The organism is Natronorubrum amylolyticum (assembly GCF_052040145.1).
Classification (GTDB): domain Archaea; phylum Halobacteriota; class Halobacteria; order Halobacteriales; family Natrialbaceae; genus Natronorubrum.
In genome coordinates this window covers 196,780-213,066 of sequence record NZ_JBPPFW010000003.1, presented here as the reverse complement: position 1 = coordinate 213,066, position 16,287 = coordinate 196,780, and the positions used below count along the sequence as shown (strand labels likewise).

Below are 16,287 nucleotides of genomic sequence, written 5' to 3'. Positions count from 1 at the left end.
ACGGCAGTATTTATAGGCGGCGTCGTGCTACCTGTCTGCATGGCCCGAGATCGGCGCGAACACCGCAATCCGGTCCGTCAGACGCGGCCGGCTACCAGCGCCACGCGCCGGACCTGGTACGGCCTCGGCAAACTCTCGCGTGCCGAAAAGAGCGGGTTCGGCCGGTTTCTGCACGACTGCAGCCACATTTTCGGCGACATTTCGATTCTGGCCCTCCCGACGCTGTTCGCGATCGTGGCCGCACCCGGGCCGGGGATCTACGATGCGACCGCCGCCGGACTGCTCGCGTGGATGGCGATGGTCCTCGTCGGGACGCTGATCCGCGGCGGCTGGATCAGGCCGCCGGGCACCGACACGCTCGGCTGGGTGGCGCTCTCGCCGCTGCTGGTGGTCCTGCGGTTCGTTTACTACAACCTCGCGCTCGCCGTCGCCGTCTTCGGCAGCGTGTGGCTCGCCGGCGTCGTCGGCGTTCCACCGCTCTCGCTCGTCGCGGCGCTGGTCGTCGCGGTCGTCTCGATGCTGGCGTTTCCGCGCGTCGCGGAGTCGGTCTACGCTACGGTTCGAGACCGGTAAGAAGCCGCTGTCGACGACGGTTAGGACGCGATGGTCTCGGCTTCGGGATCGACGTCGGCCTCGTCCTCCCGGAGTTTGAACTTCTGGATCTTCCCGCTCGGGTTCTTCGGCAGGTCGTCGACGAAGTAGTACGCCCGTGGGCGTTTGAAGTCCGCGAGGTGGTCGCTCTCGAGGGCGAACGAATCCAACTCCTCAGCGGAGACGCCGTCGGCGACGACGTAGGCGACGACCAGTTCGCCCCACTCGTCGTCCGGTTCGCCGAGGACGGCGGCCTCCTCAACTGCCTCGTGGGAGAACAGCACGTCCTCGACTTCGGCCGGGTAGATGTTCTCGCCGCCGGAGACGATCATGTCGTCTTTCCGGTCGACAACGTAGAGGTAGCCGTCGTCGTCGAACCGGCCAAGATCCCCGGTGTAGTACCACGTCGTCCCGTCGTGTTCGCGCAACGATTTCTCGGTCGCCTCGGGCCGGTTCCAGTACTCGCGCATCGTACACGGGCTGGCGATCAGGATCTCGCCGATCTCGCCGTCGGCGACCGTCTGGTCGGGGTCCCCGTCGGGTTCGATCACGCGCAGTTCGTGGTTGAGCGCAGCGACTCCGGCGGAGCCCTGCTTCGAAAGCTGGTCTTCCGGCGGCTGGAAGACGCCGGCGGGACCGATCTCGGTCATCCCGTACGCCTGGAGGTAGTCCTCACAGAGGTGCTCCCGGCAGTTCTCGAGGACCTGCTCGGGCATTGGTGCCGCGCCGTAGAGGCCGAGTCGCAGCGAGGAGACGTCGACATCCGATTGAGCCGCGGTCAGCGACAGCGCGTTCCACGCCGTCGGCGCACAGAACAGGAGGCTCACGTCGTGTTCGTCGATCGCTTCGAGGGCCGCCTGCGGTTCGAACTCGTGGTGGATGACGCTCGCCGCACCGCGGTGGACCCGCGGGAACAGGTTGCAGTGGAGTTCGGCGCAGTGATACAACGGCATCACCGACAGGCCGACGTCGTCGCGAGTCATCCGCCCCTCGCCGATACAGATGAGGTTGTGCTCGACCATGCTTCGGTGCTCGTGGACCACGCCCTTCGGACGGCCCGTCGTTCCCGAAGTGTAGATGAAGGCGTAGACGTCGTCCTCCGCAACGTGGATGTCGGGTCGCTCGTCCGAACCGGACTCGAGTAGCTCGTAGAAATCCGTCGCGTACTCGGGCACGTCGTCGTCGATGTAGACGTAGTCCTCGACGGTCTCGAGGGCCGGACGAGCGCCCTCCACCGACTCCCTGGTCGCCGATTCGAACAGCAGCAGTTCGGCCGACGCGTCGTTGACGATGTACTCGATCTCGCCCGCCGGAAGCCGGAAGTTCAGCGGGGTGAAGACGGCTCCGATCTTCGCGCAGGCGTAGACGGCCAGCGCCATCTCCGAGCCGTTGTACAGCACCGTCGCGACGCGATCGCCTTTCTCGATCCCACGCTCGAGCAACGCGTTCGCCAACTGGTTTACGCGTTCGTCGAGTTCGGCGTAGCTCCAGCGCTGGTCCTTTCGCGGATAGATGATTGCGTCCCGGTCGGGATAGCGGTCAACCGTCTGTTCGAGCGTGTCACCGATCGTGGGATGCTCCGACATGTCGTGATAATATCCCACAAACGTCCTTATATTTGTTAGCGACGGCTGGGTGACCGACCGTCCAGTCGTTTTCGGCCGTCTACTTCGGCCGCGCGACGATTCCGAGGTGATCCGCGTGGTACTCCTCGAGTCGCCGCGACTCGAGCACCTCGTACCCCGATTCGAGTTCGTCTCGAACGTCTTCGAAGACGTCGGTGGGGTCGCGGGTGACGTCCTCGCTCCGAGCCTTGACGGCCAGCAGGAGTCGGCCGTCGTCGGCGAGAAACTGGGCGTTCTCAAGGGCGACGCGGGCCTGTCCCCTCGTCGCGACGTCCTGGACGATCACGTCGACGTCCGATTCGACGACGTGAGCGTACGTCTCGGGCTTCCGGGCGTCTTTGAGCAGCGGAAACAGCCGCGGTCGCGACTCGGCGGCCTCGAGCAGGTCCCGTACCGGCCGTGCGGCGAACTCGACGGCGTAGGTCGGTCCGGCGAAGTCCGCGACGTGGCTCACGGTCGTCCCGCTCGCTGCGCCGAGGTAGAGCACCGTCTCGCCGCCCGCGAGGCCGGTGTTCATCCCCAGTTCGAGCATCGCGCCGAGTTTCGAGCGGTTCGGGTTCCAGGCGCGCCACTCGCCGTCCGTTGGCTCGCCGTAGACCGGTTCACCGCGGGTCCCGAGCCGTTCGGTGCCGTCGAACTGGCGGCGCTCGACGCCGTCGGGGAGGTCACTCATCGGACTCACCCCCGTCGCTCTCGTCGGCACCGGCACCGCTCCCGTCCTCGCTCCGAGCCTGAATCGTCTCGATCCGTTCTGCGAGTTCGGCCTCGAGTTCCGGCTTCACGTCGCCGGAGTAGTGATCGACGCGGGCGGCGATGGCGAGTTTGCCGGCGACCGCACGCGCCGCGGAGCCGCGCTCGTCGGGGTGGGTCCCCCGGACCGCGTCGTGCGTGTAGATGATGCCGTGTTTGGGCGACGGGGCGTGCCCGCGTAGGTGGGCGAACAGGGCGTCCTCCGCACCGAGGATCTGGACCGTGCCGCTGGGTTTCTTCGCGAGGGCCTCGAGCCCGCCGGCCAGCGAGATCAGCCGCGCCCCGAGGACGGGACCGGCGAGCGCCGAGAGGTTCGGCGCAACGGTCGGTGCCTGCCGTTCGACGTACTCCTGTAACTTGTCGGCCTCGTCGGCGAGTGCTGCGACGCGCTCGGCGAGCGAGACGAGCGGCTCTTGGCCGGGTTCCGGGTCACGCTCTCGAGTCGCGAGTTCGCGGGCGTAGTCGACGCCCGTTCCGGCGTCCGGGTCGACGGTGCCGGCCCACTCGGCGAGCCGTTCGGCGAGTTCGTTCGCCGTCCGGGTGCAGTCGTCCATCGCGCGGACGGCGTGGACGAGTTGGCGGTCGTCGGCCTGTTCGCGCTCGGCGACTTCCTGGCGTGTCGCGTGCATCGTCGCCTCGTGAAGCAGATCGTAATACTCCCCCGCTGAATCGGCGTACCCGGTTTCGACGGCGAGTTGTGGCCAGTCCTCCGAGTGGTCGGCAGCCCCCCCGATAATCGCGCTGCTGGCGCCCTCGAGATCCCCTGGCTCCAGATCCGAAAACCAGCCCGCGTTTGCGGTGTCGGCTTCGTCAGTCATTATTGCTCGATAAACCCCGTAGTTGTAAATGCGTTCCCGAAACGATGAGCCACCGATCGCTGCAACTCGGGGTAATAGCGCGCCACTCTCGAGGCGATTTTCACATAACTGCACGGAGGAAGCCACCCCTTCAGGGGTGGGAAGAATCCGACGACGCCAGGAGCGTGCGATCTATCATCGTCGATCCAGATCGCTCTACAGACGTTGACCAATCAAGACAAGTCAAAAAATCGGTAACGGCTACTCTGCGCCGAAGGCAGCCCGAAGGTTATCTTCCTCTTCTGGCGAAAGGTTCGTTCGGAGTACGTCCGGGTTGTGCGATTTCAGTTCCTCGAGCACGCGTTCCTCGGACCACTCGTCGACAAGCATGAAGAGCGCGGATTCGTTCTCGCCGAGCGACTCGGACACTTCTTTCATGAACGCGTCGTCGACACCGATGTCACCGAATTTCCCCGTGAGGCCGCCGACGACGGAGCCGATCGCGATCCCTGCAATCGGGTTCAAAAAGAGGAGGCCAATCAGCGCACCCCAGAACATGCCACCAAGCGCACCCTCACCGACTAGATTTCGGGCCTGTTTGAATTTTAAGCGTCCTTTCTTGTTTCGAGAGACGATACACGCGTCTGCGAGCGCGATTAGTTCCTCCTTGCGCAACTCATATAGCCTGTCACGCACGTTTGACGCACCATCCTTGCTGTCGAACGAGAGAACAAGTAATTCACTCGTTAAAACTACGAGCAGCTATTTGCTGTCAGCAAACTTAGTCTTGCGCCTGTCTGTATTCGAGTAATATGTCTGGGTAGCTACTGTTCAGTGATGGATGCAGTAGTCAGTTCGCACGATCAATTGTCTGAATATATGTCCCGCTATCTGTACTCATGATATTTCTCACATGAGTGGTATCAGTACTCCCTACTACTGCCCACGGTGAGATCAAACACTCCGATACAGCAAGGATCCCCCACCGGCCCCAGTGGTAATTATTACAACTGAGTTCTGTCGGAAGTTACTTTTGGCTGCCATTTTACAGTACACACCTATTTCAGTCGTGCCTACCTAGAGATACCAAGTCCAGCGCTGTATTTGTCTCGGTAATTTGGGATGAAGGGAGTTCCCCATTCGGGCACCGTTTGGACAGAGGAATGACATTTTATGAAACTAATTGTAAAACCGCTCGATCGAAAGAGTGCAGGGAAGGGTATCGCCGCGATTGACCGCGAGGCGATGGAAGAACTCGGCGTTTCCGATGGTGACTTCGTTACCATCCAAAGCGAGGCTGGAACTGCGGTCGTCCGTGTCCGTTCGGGACGGGCAGGCGACCGACTCCGTGGTGTCGTCGGCATCGATGGCCAGACACGCAAAGCTATCGGAACGCGAATCGATCAGTTCGTCCAAGTCGAACAGGCCGACGTGGCACCGGCAGAAGAGCTATCGATCGCACTGCCAGACGGGCTTCAGATCAGTGGAAATCTCGCTTCGTATCTGCGTGAGAAGCTTGCCAACCGCGCAGTTCAGGCGGGACAGACCGTCCCGCTCGCGCTCGGTTTCGGTTCGCTAATGGGACGATCCAGTCGCCGGATTCCGATCCGGATCGTCGATACCGAGCCGGAAGGTACCGTTGTCGTGACGCAGTCGACGAGCATCGACGTGGTCGAGCAGTCCGTCGAGGACGTCGATATCGAACGCGGAGACGAAGCGACTGACAGTTCAGAGGGCCCAGGAGTTGCCTACGAGGACGTCGGTGGCCTCGACGATGAACTGGATCAGGTTCGGGAAATGATCGAGCTGCCGATGACTCATCCCGAGCTCTTCCAGGCCCTCGGCATCGAACCACCACAGGGCGTCTTGCTTCACGGACCGCCCGGAACCGGCAAGACACTGATCGCAAAGGCGGTCGCCAACGAAATCGACGCCAACTTTTCGACGATCTCCGGCCCGGAGATCATGTCGAAGTATCACGGCGAAAGCGAGGAGCGACTGCGAGAGGTCTTCGAGGAGGCCGGTGAGAACGAGCCCGCGATCATCTTCATCGACGAAATCGACTCCATCGCCCCGAAACGAGACGACACGCAAGGTGACGTCGAACGCCGCGTCGTCGCACAGTTACTGTCGCTGATGGACGGCCTCGAGGACCGTGGTCAGGTAACGGTCATCGGGACGACAAATCGGGTCGACTCGATCGACTCCGCACTCCGCCGTGGCGGTCGCTTCGATCGCGAGATCGAGATCGGCGCACCGGACACGCAGGGTCGGACAGAGATTCTCCAGATCCATACCCGCGAGATGCCGATCGCCGAGTCGGTCGATCTCGAGCAGTACGCCGAGAACACGCACGGCTTCGTCGGCGCGGATCTCGAGAGCCTCGTTCGCGAGGCAGCGATGAACGCGCTCCGACGCGTCCGTCCCGACCTCGACCTCGACGGCGATGAGATCGACGCCGAGACGCTCGAAACGCTCGAGGTAACCGAACAAGACATGCGGACGGCGCTCCGGGAGATCTCGCCCAGCGCGCTCCGCGAGGTCTTCATCGAGACGCCCGACGTCACCTGGGACGACGTCGGCGGTCTCAAAGAGACCAAAGCCCGACTGCAGGAAGCTATCCAGTGGCCACTGGAGTATCCTGACGCGTACAAACAGGTGGACCTCCAGTCGCCGAAAGGGATCATGCTCCACGGACCGCCCGGGACCGGGAAGACGCTGCTCGCGAAAGCCGTCGCAAACGAGGCCCAGTCCAACTTCATCTCGATCAAGGGGCCCGAACTGTTCGACAAGTACGTCGGCGAGTCCGAGAAAGGCGTCCGCGAGATCTTCGAGAAGGCTCGGTCGAACGCACCGACCGTGATCTTCTTCGACGAGATCGACTCCATCGCGACGAAACGCGGGAGCGGCGGCAGCGATTCGAACGTCGGCGAACGCGTCGTCTCACAGCTGTTGACCGAACTCGACGGGTTAGAGGAACTCGAGGACGTGATCGTGATCGCAGCCACGAACCGTCCCGACCTCATCGACGACGCCCTGACGCGTGCGGGCCGTATCGAGCGCAAGATCGAGGTCGGCGAACCGGACGAGGAGACCAGACGCGAGATTCTGAAGATCCACACCCGGGACCGGCCATTGGCCGACGACGTCGATATCGATCACCTCGCGGCCGAAACGGACGGCTTCGTGGGTGCTGATCTGGCAGCGCTGTGTCGTGAAGCAGCGACGACGGCCGTTCGTGAGCACGTCCAGTCTCAATCCGAGGAGACGCCGACGGCTGTCGAGGATATCGTGCTTACGCAGGCGCAGTTCGAGGCGGCACTTGAGGAACGCAGACAGGAACACGACGACTCCAGTGGTGAGGTAGACCAGCTGTAATCGGTCGGTGTCGTTGAGAGACGGCTGGCGCTGTGCTTTTTTATCTCATAAAACGCTTGTCGAGTACTAGCTGGGTAGCGAAGCCATCGGCAGTCCTGTTTGACAGACACTTTTCGGCGTCCGATCTCGAGCACACGAGCCTTAGCACTCCTCCTCGCTCGTCCCAACGTGGAGCGCTTAGAGGAACGAGAACGACGGTCGGTCGAGTGTATTAAGGCGGTTCCAGCGTGAGAGGGGTGCAATGTCAACTGAGGAGACAAACGTTGCAATCGCCTGTCAGGGCGGTGGCAGCCACACGGCGTTCACGGCGGGCGTCCTTCGGGAGCTACTCGGGAGCGTCCCCGACGAGTACACCATCGTCGGGTTCAGCGGCACGTCGGGCGGGGCCGCCTGCGCGTCGTTGGCGTGGTACGGCCACGTTCATCCTGACGAAGATCCGGGGGAACTGCTCTCGGAATTCTGGACCGAGTTATCCGCGACCTCGCCGCTCCACCGAGCCGCGAACAACCTCCTCCGATGGAACATCCGACTTCAACGGGCTGGGATCCCGATGCCCGAGATCAGTCCGTCCCACTCGCCAGGATCGAAGTGGGGCGAAAACGAGTTTCGCGACCTCCTCGAGTCGACGATCGACTTCAACTCAGTACCAGCCCTGCTCGACGGCACCGAACCCGGCCTGTTTATCAGTGCAATTGATGTCTGTGCCGGCACATTCGAAGTCTTCCGTGAGACCGACATCTCTTCCAGTGCGATTCTGGCATCGGCGGCCGAACCCCACCTGTTCGAGGCTGTCGAGATCGACGGGAACCACTACTGGGACGGACTGTTCTCCAAGAATCCGCCGATAAGCGATTTTATGGACGCGGCGGATACGCCCGATCCCGACGAAATCTGGCTGATCAAAATCAACCCACAGGAACGGCCCGAGCCCCCACGGACGATGGAGGGAATCAACAATCGACGGAACGAACTCTCGGGGAACCTCTCGCTGAACGCAGAGGTTCGGTTCGTCGAGCAGGTCAACGACTGGATCGAGCAGGGACACCTGCCGGATCGCTACACCCACACGGACATCAAGCGCATCCGATTTCCACGCAGCAGTACCCTCGATTGGCGAACCAAACTCGATCGCGATCCCGAGTTCATCCAGCGGCTGGTCCGCGACGGCGAGACACAGGCCCGGAAGTTCCTCGCGACCATCTAACGGACGAGGGGACGGCTGTATCATAGCCACTGTGGAAGTCAGTATGTGAATAGTGTCGGTTGGTGCTATACTGAGCCAGGAGCAGCGCTCGAAAAGTAGCTGACGCTACACCCCCTGCGCCCCCATCTCCGCCCCGTCATTGATCGGACAGTCAGCGTACACGTCGCCGTTATCGTCGCCCATATCGGCCTCGGACGGACTCGAGGCTGGCTCCGTACCGTCCGTCGCGTCTTCGAGGCCCGGACACTCCGAGTCACCAGCGCTGTGGAGGGCGGGCGAACCGGCGAGTGCGGCCAGCAGGAGGAGTCCGACGACCGCGGCGCCGACGAACACCCAGCGTGACATGGGTGCCCGTTCGCTCGAGGCACGGAAAAACGTGCAGGTCGTTAGAGGACTGCGAGGAACAGCGTCAGCCAGCCGCCGACGATGACGAAGCCGACGAGCATCGCCACGGTGGTGTAGCCGATGATGTCTCGAGCCCGGAGGTTCGCGATGGCCAGCAGCGGAATCGCCCAGAACGGCTGGATCATGTTGGTCAACTGGTCGCCGAGCATCTCGATGATGATGGCGTCCTCGGGGTCCATCCCAAGGCCGACAGTGATCTCCATCATGATCGGCCCCATCGCGACCCACTGGCCGCCGCCCGAGGGGATGAAGATGTTGACGAGGCCCGCGACGATCACGCCGATCACGGGCCACGTCATCGGCGTCGCGAACCCACCGACGGATTCGACGATGACCGTTGCCAGCCCCGTTCCGGTCAACAGGCCGGCGATCCCGGCGTAGAAGGGGAACTGGAAGATGATGCCGGAAATGTTGGAGACGCTGTCTTTCATCTGGGCGACGATCGCGGTCGGGCGAACCCACAGCAAAATTGCGAGCATTAGGAAGAACGCGTTGATGCTGTTGAGCGTCAGGTTCGCGATTCCGCCGGGCTGGATGACCCACGCGTTGAGGACGAAGTACGCCGGAAAGATAGCAATCGCGAGTCCGATCAGTCGAGAATCGTTGAGTCGATCCGCGAATCGTTCGCGGCCGCCGTCGGTGGCGACGGGGTTCTCATCGGTCCCGAAGGCTTCGGAAACCACCTCGTCGATCTCCTCGTAGGTCGTTCGAGGCAGCTCTCGAATACCGTCTTTCGGGTGGAGCACCCCCATCACCACGGGGATCACGAGCAATAGCGTTCCAGTCGTCACGATGTTCGCAGTGCTCCCGACGGTCAGGGAGAGTGGGATTCCATCGCGAGCGTAGTCCGGGAAGTTCGACGGGATGAGCGACGGATCGGCCATCATCAAACCGACCGACGAGGAGAGACCACCGTGAAAGACCATGAGGCTCGTGTACCCTGCCGCAGCCAGCAACGGGTAGTGAACCTCGATTCCCTTCTCCCGACATTCGTAGGCGACGCGTTTGGCCATGATCGCGCCGACAATAAGGCCGATGGCCCACGAGACGATGGCAGCAGCCATCGCCACGAAAGAGGTGAACCAGACGGCGCTAAAGCGGGAGTTCGGGAGTCGCGCGAGTCGCTCGAGGCCGAGCGTGAACGTCGGCGACTTCGCGATAGCGTCCCCGGCCATCAACAAGATCGAGATAGCGGCCATAAAGGGCAGCAGACTCCAGACGCCGGTCGTCCAGGCGTTCATCGTCTCCTGAGGTCCGGCACCGGTCCCGAGCGCAGCGGCGACCGCGACGAACGTCAGGACGATGGCGATAACGTAGGGGTCGGGAATATATTCCTCGGAGAGGTCGGAACAGCGTTCTCCGAGTCGACGCAAAATAGCGAGCATGTCTCCCACTCAGACGGGCCACACATCAAGATGTCGTCTGCTCCATGAGATAACGGATAGTTGTCAATAGTCTGTATCACAGTGGATGGTGTACTCGTATTCCGCTCACGAGTAGGGGAGCGTCGACGTCCTAATACGTTAGCGACATCCCGCCTTCGTGCGTCATGTCGCCGCCGTTGAGGTGCGTACTGTGGGTCGAACAGCCAGTCACGAAGAGGTTGGCGACCTCGTACGGCTCCATCAGCTCTTTGACGCGGGTTCGCTCGAGCATCACCGTCTCGACGACTTCGTCGACGGTCATCCCGCGGCGGTCCGCAGTCGCCGGAAGCTGTTTGGCGACGAGCGCGGTCTTGACGTAGGCCGTACTGACAGAGAACGCGCGGACGCGTCCGTCGCCCTCGGCGGCGATCGACTGTGTCAGCCCCCGCAGGCCGAACTTCGTCGTGTTGTAGGCAACTTTGTCGCGGGTGACGATGTGGCCGTGGACCGAACACATGTTCGCGACGACACCGCCGCCGTCCTCGTTGTCCCGGAAGTGTGGCAGACACGCCTTCGAAAGGACGAACGGCGCTCGCTGCATCACGGCCTGCATCGTGTCGTACTTTTCGAGGGGGAACGACTCGATCGGGGCGATGTGTTGGAGGCCGGCAATGTTCGCGAGGTACCGAATCGAACCGTGGTCGGCAGCCTCGTCGACGATCCGCTCGAGATCCTCGTCGACGGTCAGATCACCAACGATCGGGACGATCTCACCCGGTAGCGAGAGCTCCTCTGCCGTCGACCGGACGGCCTCCAGATCAGATTCGTTCAGGTCCGTGCCGGCGACGGTGAGCCCGTTCGCGGCGAACGCGAGTGCTGTCGCCCGACCGATGCCCGATCCAGCACCAGTTACGAGAGCGACGTTTTCGGGCGCGTAGTGAGGGTCGTCGAGTACGAGAAAGTCATCAGCCGTTGGCTCCGTCGGGCCGTACCGTTCCATCGCCTCGTCCACAGTCATGTCGGCCATACTCCCATGCGAGCGACTGTCAATAAAGGCCTATCGACCAACACGCGGTACGGAAGTGATGACGATCACAAAACGTCGCACTGACTTCGAGTGGCGACTAGAACTCGCGGCTCATCGGTTTCGACTGACCGGAAAGCCGACCCGATCCGGATGTTCGTTCATCCGCTCGAGAATTCGTTCGAAAAGGTCGTTGCGGACGCGCTGGCCTTCCCGGGGGTGGACGAGATAGCGGAGTCGAAGGTCGATCCAGGACTCCCCCTGGGCGACGTTGACCGACGGTCCGTCGCGGACCTCGAGTTCGACCGGCGTCTTCGCGAGGCGTTCTCGGTAGAGCGTGATCGCTCGTTGCATATCGTCACCCAGGTACTCGGTCGCCTCCTCGATCATCAGCGCGCGTGCGAACTCGAGATCGGTTTCGTAGGCCACCTGAACTGAAAGCTCATTCCAGACGTGGGGAAACTCCTGATAGGAATAGTTGTAGACGTGCGAGGAGAGGACGACGCTGTTGGGAAGGGTGATCACGCGTCCCGAGGGCTGGTGGGAGCTGACGAGTTCCCCGTTGATCTCCCACAGCGTCGTCACGAGGAAGTCGACTTCGACGACGTCGCCCTTCGAGCCCTCGATCGCGACGCGGTCGCCGACGCCGTAGGGCCGCTTGATCATGATGTAGAGCCAGCCGATCAGCGAGAAAAGCGGCTGTTGGAGGGCGAACGTAACGGCGAATCCGACGATGCCGAGCGAGAAGAAGACGCCGACGTACTGTTGGGTGAGCACGCCCAGGACACCGACGAATCCGAGCACCATGAACGCCAGACGGATGACGTTCTTGAGGTCGTGTCGGCGCCGTTTGTTTGCCGTCTGCGTGAGCAGAAAGCCGACGACCAGCACGTAGCCACCGAACGCCGCGAACCCGACGGCCGCGACCAGCAGGGCCTGCACGAACAGGCTCGTAACGGGAACCCCACCGAGTTCGCCGGGAGCCACTGCAACATCGAACCGCCTGACGATACCTGCAGTCACACCTAGTCCGATAGCGACCAACAGGGAGACGTAGCCGAGACGGCGATTCACAGCCATCGGTTGGCTGCCGGATATAAAAACCTGGCTTCGTGACCGGTGTGAGGACGTAGCGGTTTGCAGCCGTGATCGGAATCGAGTCTACCGAAACTCGGTCCTACTCGGTCCCTAATAGACTCTCTCTGACGGTTTCGGCGACGCCGGAGAGATGGACCTGTCCGAAGGTCGCGACGAGGACCGCGCCGAGCGTGTTGAACATCATATCGCGGACGGTATCGTCCAGTCCGTGCTGAGACAGCGGCATCGCGATACCGGTCGACTCGGCGGCGAGATCGAGTCCGAACTCGAACAGCTCCCAGATCACGCCGAAGGCCATCACGACGATTAAGATGAAGACGAACGCGAATCGGTGGGGAATATGAATCTCGTCGCTGTGGAGGTCGACGGCGCGGACGGCCGTGTAGCCGATCCCGGCGACGAGTGACGCCGACATCGCGTGGGTGAGGTGGTCCCACCAGCCGATTCTGGCGTAGAGCCCGGCGGAGCCCATCGTGTGCAAGAAGACGGCGAGCGTGATCCAGAGGCCCAGCCACGGATCCAGCGGGATATCGTAGTTTTTCTCCAAAAGTGCCGGGGAAAACGTGATGAGTAACGCGATAGCACCGTTCACGATCGCCTTCGGCTGCGAGAAGAGGAAGCCGTAGGCGACGATCCCGACCAGTATCACCTGCATTCCGCGAGTGAGTTGCCGCTGGGTTCGCAGGGAGGGGCGCGGAAGGAGCGTCATCGGCGCACCACCTGGCGAAGTCGGCGGCGAAGATACTTCCCACGGCGTTTGAAGTACGCGTCGAAGAGGATTCCGGCAACCACTCCGGCGAGGGTAACCCAGACGAACTCACCCATCAGTGTCGCGTTTGCGGTGTCCTGTGACATCCCCGGTTCGGTCAGGAACGAGGTGCCCAGCTGCCGATCCATGTTCCATCGAACGATCGCCCACGCCGCACCGGACGCCATCGTCGTCATGACGACCAGCACGACCGTCGCCCAGTGTGTCAGTCGAAGGTCGTTGAACGCGAACATATGGAGTTCGACGATGAGAAGCAGTGCCAGCCCTGCGACCGAGAGATAGTACCCGAACGTCCCGAGTTCACCACCGAACAGTCCACGAATGAGAATCGGGAGCAGTGCCACCACGAGCAGTTCCCACGGCAACATCATCCGCCAGTCCCAGTAGGCAACCGGCGGGGCGAGAACGATGATCGCCGTCGCCGCGACGAACAGTATCCACAGTCTGTCGAAATCGAGCACGCTCTCGAGGAAGACCAGACAGAGGATGCCGACGAGCACCCACGAGATGAGTGCGTTCATCCGTCCGCTTCGGAACAGCCGCGCGAGAACGTCCTCCGGTTCGTCCGTCACGGGAGTTGCATTTTCAGTACCCTCACGTTGCATAGCGTGGTCAGTGTTACTCACGCCTCATAAACCCCACAGACGTCTTTGCGATCGTCTCGACGAGCTGAACCGTTCACGTATCAACGAACGGCCACGCCCCATTCGCTGTCGTTCACGACGCAGTCTTACGTCCGATATCGTTCCGGAACGTACCCCTCCAGCCGTTCAGGAACGTACCCGAACACGACCGGTGCGAGGGCCGCTAATCGCCGGCGAAGGCCGGCGTAGACGGCACCAACCACCAGCGCGATGGCGACAACAGCGCGAAACGGTCCCTCGAGGACGACGAGCAGTGGAACGGCGAGGGCCACCAGCAACGACAGATCCTCCGGCGCGCCGTCGTATCGGACCCACCGCTTCGGTCGTCGCCAGCGTCCGCGAACGTGATCGTAGACCGCGCGTTCGGAGGTTCCCTCCCACGGGCGGAGCTCGAGGCCGCCACCGAGCCGGTCTGCGTGGCAGTGAACGGCTGCTCCGACGACGATGGATGCCACACCGACGCTAGCGGTCGTTGGAACGACCGCTGCGATGAGCGCCAGCGGAAGTGCGAGGAGGGTGTAGATCGTCGGATAATGGAGCGTGCGGCGATGGCCAGCGTACAGATCCAGGTCCGGAACGAGACTCCCGATGAGGGCTCCCGTGAGCGCGGCTGGCGCAATATCGGGCGACAGAAACAGGAGTGGCGCCGCTATCGCCAGTCCGATCACCGCGTGGGTGGGTAACATCATCGGTTCGGTGACTCCCTCTGGACGGAACGACGTAACGGCTGCAGATGAGTTCTTCGACACCCGATATTCAGCGACTCTATCGAATGCGGTGAGGTTCGGGGTTCGAAAACAACCCAGGTCGGCGTTCGTACCGCTCCGGTTCGTTGCTCACCCGCTCCGTTTTCCCGGGACCCACCGCGAATTCGATCCGCCCGATGACGCCAGCAGCCGTCCCCAGTTCGACGCAATCTGCAGCGAGAGTAACCGAAACGGCGGTTCGAGTCGTCGATTTCACGCCACACGTAGCTTTGGCTGTGACCGTTCCTCGAATTCGTTCGCCGATCTCCAGAGGGGGCTCTCGGGTCCGGATCGAAGAGCAGTGCCACGAGCGGTCCGTCGTAACGCCTTTCGTCTCACCTGCAAAACACTCAGAGAAGATGTCCTTGCGGAGGTCGGTCTACCAATGTATGTACTAATCGTCGGCGCAGGTCAGGTCGGGAAGATGATCGCCTCGAACCTCCAAGACTCACACGACGTCGCCGTCGTCGAACGTGACTCGGAGATCGCCGAAGAGATCAACTACTCCTACGACGTGCTCTCGGTGCAGGGCGACGGAACCGAACTCGAGACCCTCCGGGAAGCCGGTCTCGAGCGAGCGGATCTGATCGTCGCGTGTACCGACAGCGACGAGACGAACATCGTCGTCTGTGGCACGGCCAAGAGCGTGAGCGAGACGTTCACGATCGCTCGCGTTCGCCGTCGCACGCTGTTGAACACCTGGGAGGGGTCGGCGGGCGCGTTCGGTGTCGACTTCATGGTCTGTACCGACCTGCTGGTCGCTCAAACGATCTTCCGGATCTCCGGCTTCCCACAGGCACAGGACGTCGAGATGTTCGCCGGCGGGCTCGTCAGGATGGCCGAGTTCGATATCGGCGCGGACAGCCCGCTCGTCGGCCAGCGCGTCGAGGAGGCGGATCAGTACGACTCGATGACGTTCGCCGGCGTCTTCCGTGACGACGAGATGATCGTCGCCCGCGGTGAGACCGTCTTCCGTGCCGACGATCGGATCGTCGTCATCGGCAGCCCCAGCTCGGTCAAGGAGTTCGCGATGGCGACCGTCACGGATACGACCTCGAGTACGGACGACGTGGTCATCGTCGGCGGCAGCGAGATCGGCTTTCAGACCGCCCGCGAGTTCGAGGCCCACGGCTTCGAGCCGCGACTGGTCGAACGGGACCACGAGCGCGCCCGCGAGATCGCCGAAGCGCTCCCCAAGACGTTCGTCATGGAGAGCGACGCGACCGACACGGAGTTTCTCGCCCGCGAGCACATCGACGAGGCGGACATCGTGATCGCCGCGCTCGACAGCGACGAGAAGAACCTGCTCGTCTCGCTGCTTGCCCGCCGGGTCGGCGTCGATCGAACGGTCGCGATCATCGAGAACACCGAGTACGGCGACCTCTTCGAGACCGTCGGGATCGACGTCGCGATCAACCCTCGAGAGGAGACGGCCGAGGAGATCGTCCGCTTTACTCGCACCGATCAGACCGAGAAGATCGCCATGCTCGAGCACGACCGCGCCGAGGTCATCGAGGTCGAACTCGGACCGGAGAGCGCGTTGATCGGCCGTCAGATCGCGGACTCGATGGCCGATCTCCCCGAGTGCGTCGTCATCGGGGCGATCTCTCGGGGCGGCGAACTCATTACCCCGCGCGGGACGACGGTTCCGGAGGCGGGCGACCACGTTGTGCTGTTCGTCGACGCGACGGTGCTCGACGAAGTCTCGTCGGTCTTGTAACGCGCGCCGACGCTCGCCTCCGCCTGCTGTAACGCACTCGACGCTCGGCTCCGTCGTCTCGCCGCCGACGCGGCGTCAAGATCGAACGGACCGGCTCGTTTCGAATCGCTTCTCGAGATCCCCCGATCGATTCAGCCGCTGCGCTTTCCCGACGGGGACGAGACGCGTACCG

The 16,287-nt window shown here is 62.4% G+C and carries 15 protein-coding genes; 4 read left to right on the top strand and 11 right to left on the bottom strand.

The features are described from left to right. The first annotated feature begins 39 nt into the window (after nucleotides 1-39). The gene (locus tag ACSFDB_RS12420) at nucleotides 40-573 is read left to right on the top strand and encodes a DUF8215 family protein (RefSeq protein WP_440771304.1); all 534 of its coding nucleotides are present in this window, start codon (nucleotides 40-42) and stop codon (nucleotides 571-573) included. A 20-nt stretch (nucleotides 574-593) separates the two neighbouring features. Here the strand turns inward: ACSFDB_RS12420 and ACSFDB_RS12415 are convergent, their stop codons facing one another. From ACSFDB_RS12415 to ACSFDB_RS12400, 4 genes are all read right to left on the bottom strand, one after another. Then, nucleotides 594-2,177: a fatty acid--CoA ligase gene (locus ACSFDB_RS12415; RefSeq protein WP_440771303.1), complete on the bottom strand. Its 1,584-nt coding sequence runs from the start codon at nucleotides 2,175-2,177 to the stop codon at nucleotides 594-596. Nucleotides 2,178-2,256: 79 nt separating this feature from the next. After that, nucleotides 2,257-2,889: a fibrillarin-like rRNA/tRNA 2'-O-methyltransferase gene (locus tag ACSFDB_RS12410; protein WP_440771302.1), complete on the bottom strand. Its 633-nt coding sequence runs from the start codon at nucleotides 2,887-2,889 to the stop codon at nucleotides 2,257-2,259. Then, a complete protein-coding gene (locus ACSFDB_RS12405) occupies nucleotides 2,882-3,784 on the bottom strand; it encodes an NOP5/NOP56 family protein (protein ID WP_440771301.1) in 903 nt (300 codons plus the stop codon). Before ACSFDB_RS12405 ends, ACSFDB_RS12410 begins: the two co-directional genes overlap by 8 nt. A gap of 240 nt (nucleotides 3,785-4,024) precedes the next feature. Next, nucleotides 4,025-4,459 (bottom strand): DUF1269 domain-containing protein, encoded by a 435-nt coding sequence (locus ACSFDB_RS12400; RefSeq protein ID WP_440771300.1) that lies wholly within the window; start codon nucleotides 4,457-4,459, stop codon nucleotides 4,025-4,027. 477 nt (nucleotides 4,460-4,936) lie between these two features. On the opposite strand from ACSFDB_RS12400, the gene ACSFDB_RS12395 reads away from it, so the two are divergent. Both ACSFDB_RS12395 and ACSFDB_RS12390 read left to right on the top strand, forming a co-directional pair. Next, the gene (locus tag ACSFDB_RS12395) at nucleotides 4,937-7,141 is read left to right on the top strand and encodes a CDC48 family AAA ATPase (protein WP_440771299.1); all 2,205 of its coding nucleotides are present in this window, start codon (nucleotides 4,937-4,939) and stop codon (nucleotides 7,139-7,141) included. 241 nt (nucleotides 7,142-7,382) lie between these two features. After that, nucleotides 7,383-8,345 carry a patatin-like phospholipase family protein gene (locus ACSFDB_RS12390; protein ID WP_440771298.1) on the top strand — a complete coding sequence of 321 codons (963 nt, stop codon included), beginning with the start codon at nucleotides 7,383-7,385 and terminating at the stop codon, nucleotides 8,343-8,345. A 105-nt stretch (nucleotides 8,346-8,450) separates the two neighbouring features. Here ACSFDB_RS12390 and ACSFDB_RS12385 read toward each other — a convergent pair whose 3' ends face one another. The 7 genes from ACSFDB_RS12385 to ACSFDB_RS12355 form a co-directional block, all read right to left on the bottom strand. Then, nucleotides 8,451-8,690, bottom strand: a complete 240-nt coding sequence (locus ACSFDB_RS12385) for a hypothetical protein (protein WP_440771297.1) — start codon at nucleotides 8,688-8,690, stop codon at nucleotides 8,451-8,453. Between the two features lie 41 nt (nucleotides 8,691-8,731). Then, complete coding sequence (locus ACSFDB_RS12380; RefSeq protein WP_440771296.1) at nucleotides 8,732-10,135, bottom strand: TIGR00366 family protein; 1,404 nt, start codon at nucleotides 10,133-10,135, stop codon at nucleotides 8,732-8,734. A gap of 130 nt (nucleotides 10,136-10,265) precedes the next feature. Next, entirely contained in the window at nucleotides 10,266-11,132 is an 867-nt protein-coding gene (locus ACSFDB_RS12375) for an SDR family NAD(P)-dependent oxidoreductase (RefSeq protein ID WP_440771848.1), read from the bottom strand. Between the two features lie 120 nt (nucleotides 11,133-11,252). Beyond that, nucleotides 11,253-12,212 (bottom strand): mechanosensitive ion channel family protein, encoded by a 960-nt coding sequence (locus tag ACSFDB_RS12370; RefSeq protein WP_440771295.1) that lies wholly within the window; start codon nucleotides 12,210-12,212, stop codon nucleotides 11,253-11,255. A 103-nt stretch (nucleotides 12,213-12,315) separates the two neighbouring features. Further along, entirely contained in the window at nucleotides 12,316-12,945 is a 630-nt protein-coding gene (locus ACSFDB_RS12365) for a DUF2238 domain-containing protein (RefSeq protein WP_440771294.1), read from the bottom strand. Beyond that, nucleotides 12,942-13,610, bottom strand: coding sequence for a hypothetical protein (locus tag ACSFDB_RS12360; RefSeq protein WP_440771293.1), 669 nt, complete (start codon nucleotides 13,608-13,610; stop codon nucleotides 12,942-12,944). The genes ACSFDB_RS12365 and ACSFDB_RS12360 overlap by 4 nt, the downstream gene beginning before the upstream one ends. A 125-nt stretch (nucleotides 13,611-13,735) precedes the next feature. Continuing rightward, on the bottom strand, nucleotides 13,736-14,338 hold the full coding sequence (locus ACSFDB_RS12355; RefSeq protein WP_440771292.1) for a metal-dependent hydrolase: 603 nt from the start codon (nucleotides 14,336-14,338) through the stop codon (nucleotides 13,736-13,738). A gap of 442 nt (nucleotides 14,339-14,780) precedes the next feature. Here ACSFDB_RS12355 and trkA point away from each other — a divergent pair, with 442 nt between their 5' ends. Continuing rightward, the gene (gene trkA, locus ACSFDB_RS12350; protein ID WP_440771291.1) at nucleotides 14,781-16,115 is read left to right on the top strand and encodes a Trk system potassium transporter TrkA; all 1,335 of its coding nucleotides are present in this window, start codon (nucleotides 14,781-14,783) and stop codon (nucleotides 16,113-16,115) included. Nucleotides 16,116-16,287: the final 172 nt, after the last annotated feature.

Excerpts from the sequence above, each read along its gene's own strand:
- ACSFDB_RS12420 (WP_440771304.1), top strand. The coding sequence starts at position 40 with ATGGCCCGAGATCGGCGCGAACACCGCAATCCGGTCCGTCAGACGCGG.
- ACSFDB_RS12415 (WP_440771303.1), bottom strand. The coding sequence starts at position 2,177 with ATGTCGGAGCATCCCACGATCGGTGACACGCTCGAACAGACGGTTGAC.
- ACSFDB_RS12410 (WP_440771302.1), bottom strand. The coding sequence starts at position 2,889 with ATGAGTGACCTCCCCGACGGCGTCGAGCGCCGCCAGTTCGACGGCACC.
- ACSFDB_RS12405 (WP_440771301.1), bottom strand. The coding sequence starts at position 3,784 with ATGACTGACGAAGCCGACACCGCAAACGCGGGCTGGTTTTCGGATCTG.
- ACSFDB_RS12395 (WP_440771299.1), top strand. The coding sequence starts at position 4,937 with ATGAAACTAATTGTAAAACCGCTCGATCGAAAGAGTGCAGGGAAGGGT.
- ACSFDB_RS12390 (WP_440771298.1), top strand. The coding sequence starts at position 7,383 with ATGTCAACTGAGGAGACAAACGTTGCAATCGCCTGTCAGGGCGGTGGC.
- ACSFDB_RS12385 (WP_440771297.1), bottom strand. The coding sequence starts at position 8,690 with ATGTCACGCTGGGTGTTCGTCGGCGCCGCGGTCGTCGGACTCCTCCTG.
- ACSFDB_RS12380 (WP_440771296.1), bottom strand. The coding sequence starts at position 10,135 with ATGCTCGCTATTTTGCGTCGACTCGGAGAACGCTGTTCCGACCTCTCC.
- ACSFDB_RS12375 (WP_440771848.1), bottom strand. The coding sequence starts at position 11,132 with ATGACTGTGGACGAGGCGATGGAACGGTACGGCCCGACGGAGCCAACG.
- ACSFDB_RS12365 (WP_440771294.1), bottom strand. The coding sequence starts at position 12,945 with ATGACGCTCCTTCCGCGCCCCTCCCTGCGAACCCAGCGGCAACTCACT.
- ACSFDB_RS12360 (WP_440771293.1), bottom strand. The coding sequence starts at position 13,610 with ATGCAACGTGAGGGTACTGAAAATGCAACTCCCGTGACGGACGAACCG.
- ACSFDB_RS12355 (WP_440771292.1), bottom strand. The coding sequence starts at position 14,338 with ATGATGTTACCCACCCACGCGGTGATCGGACTGGCGATAGCGGCGCCA.
- trkA (WP_440771291.1), top strand. The coding sequence starts at position 14,781 with ATGTATGTACTAATCGTCGGCGCAGGTCAGGTCGGGAAGATGATCGCC.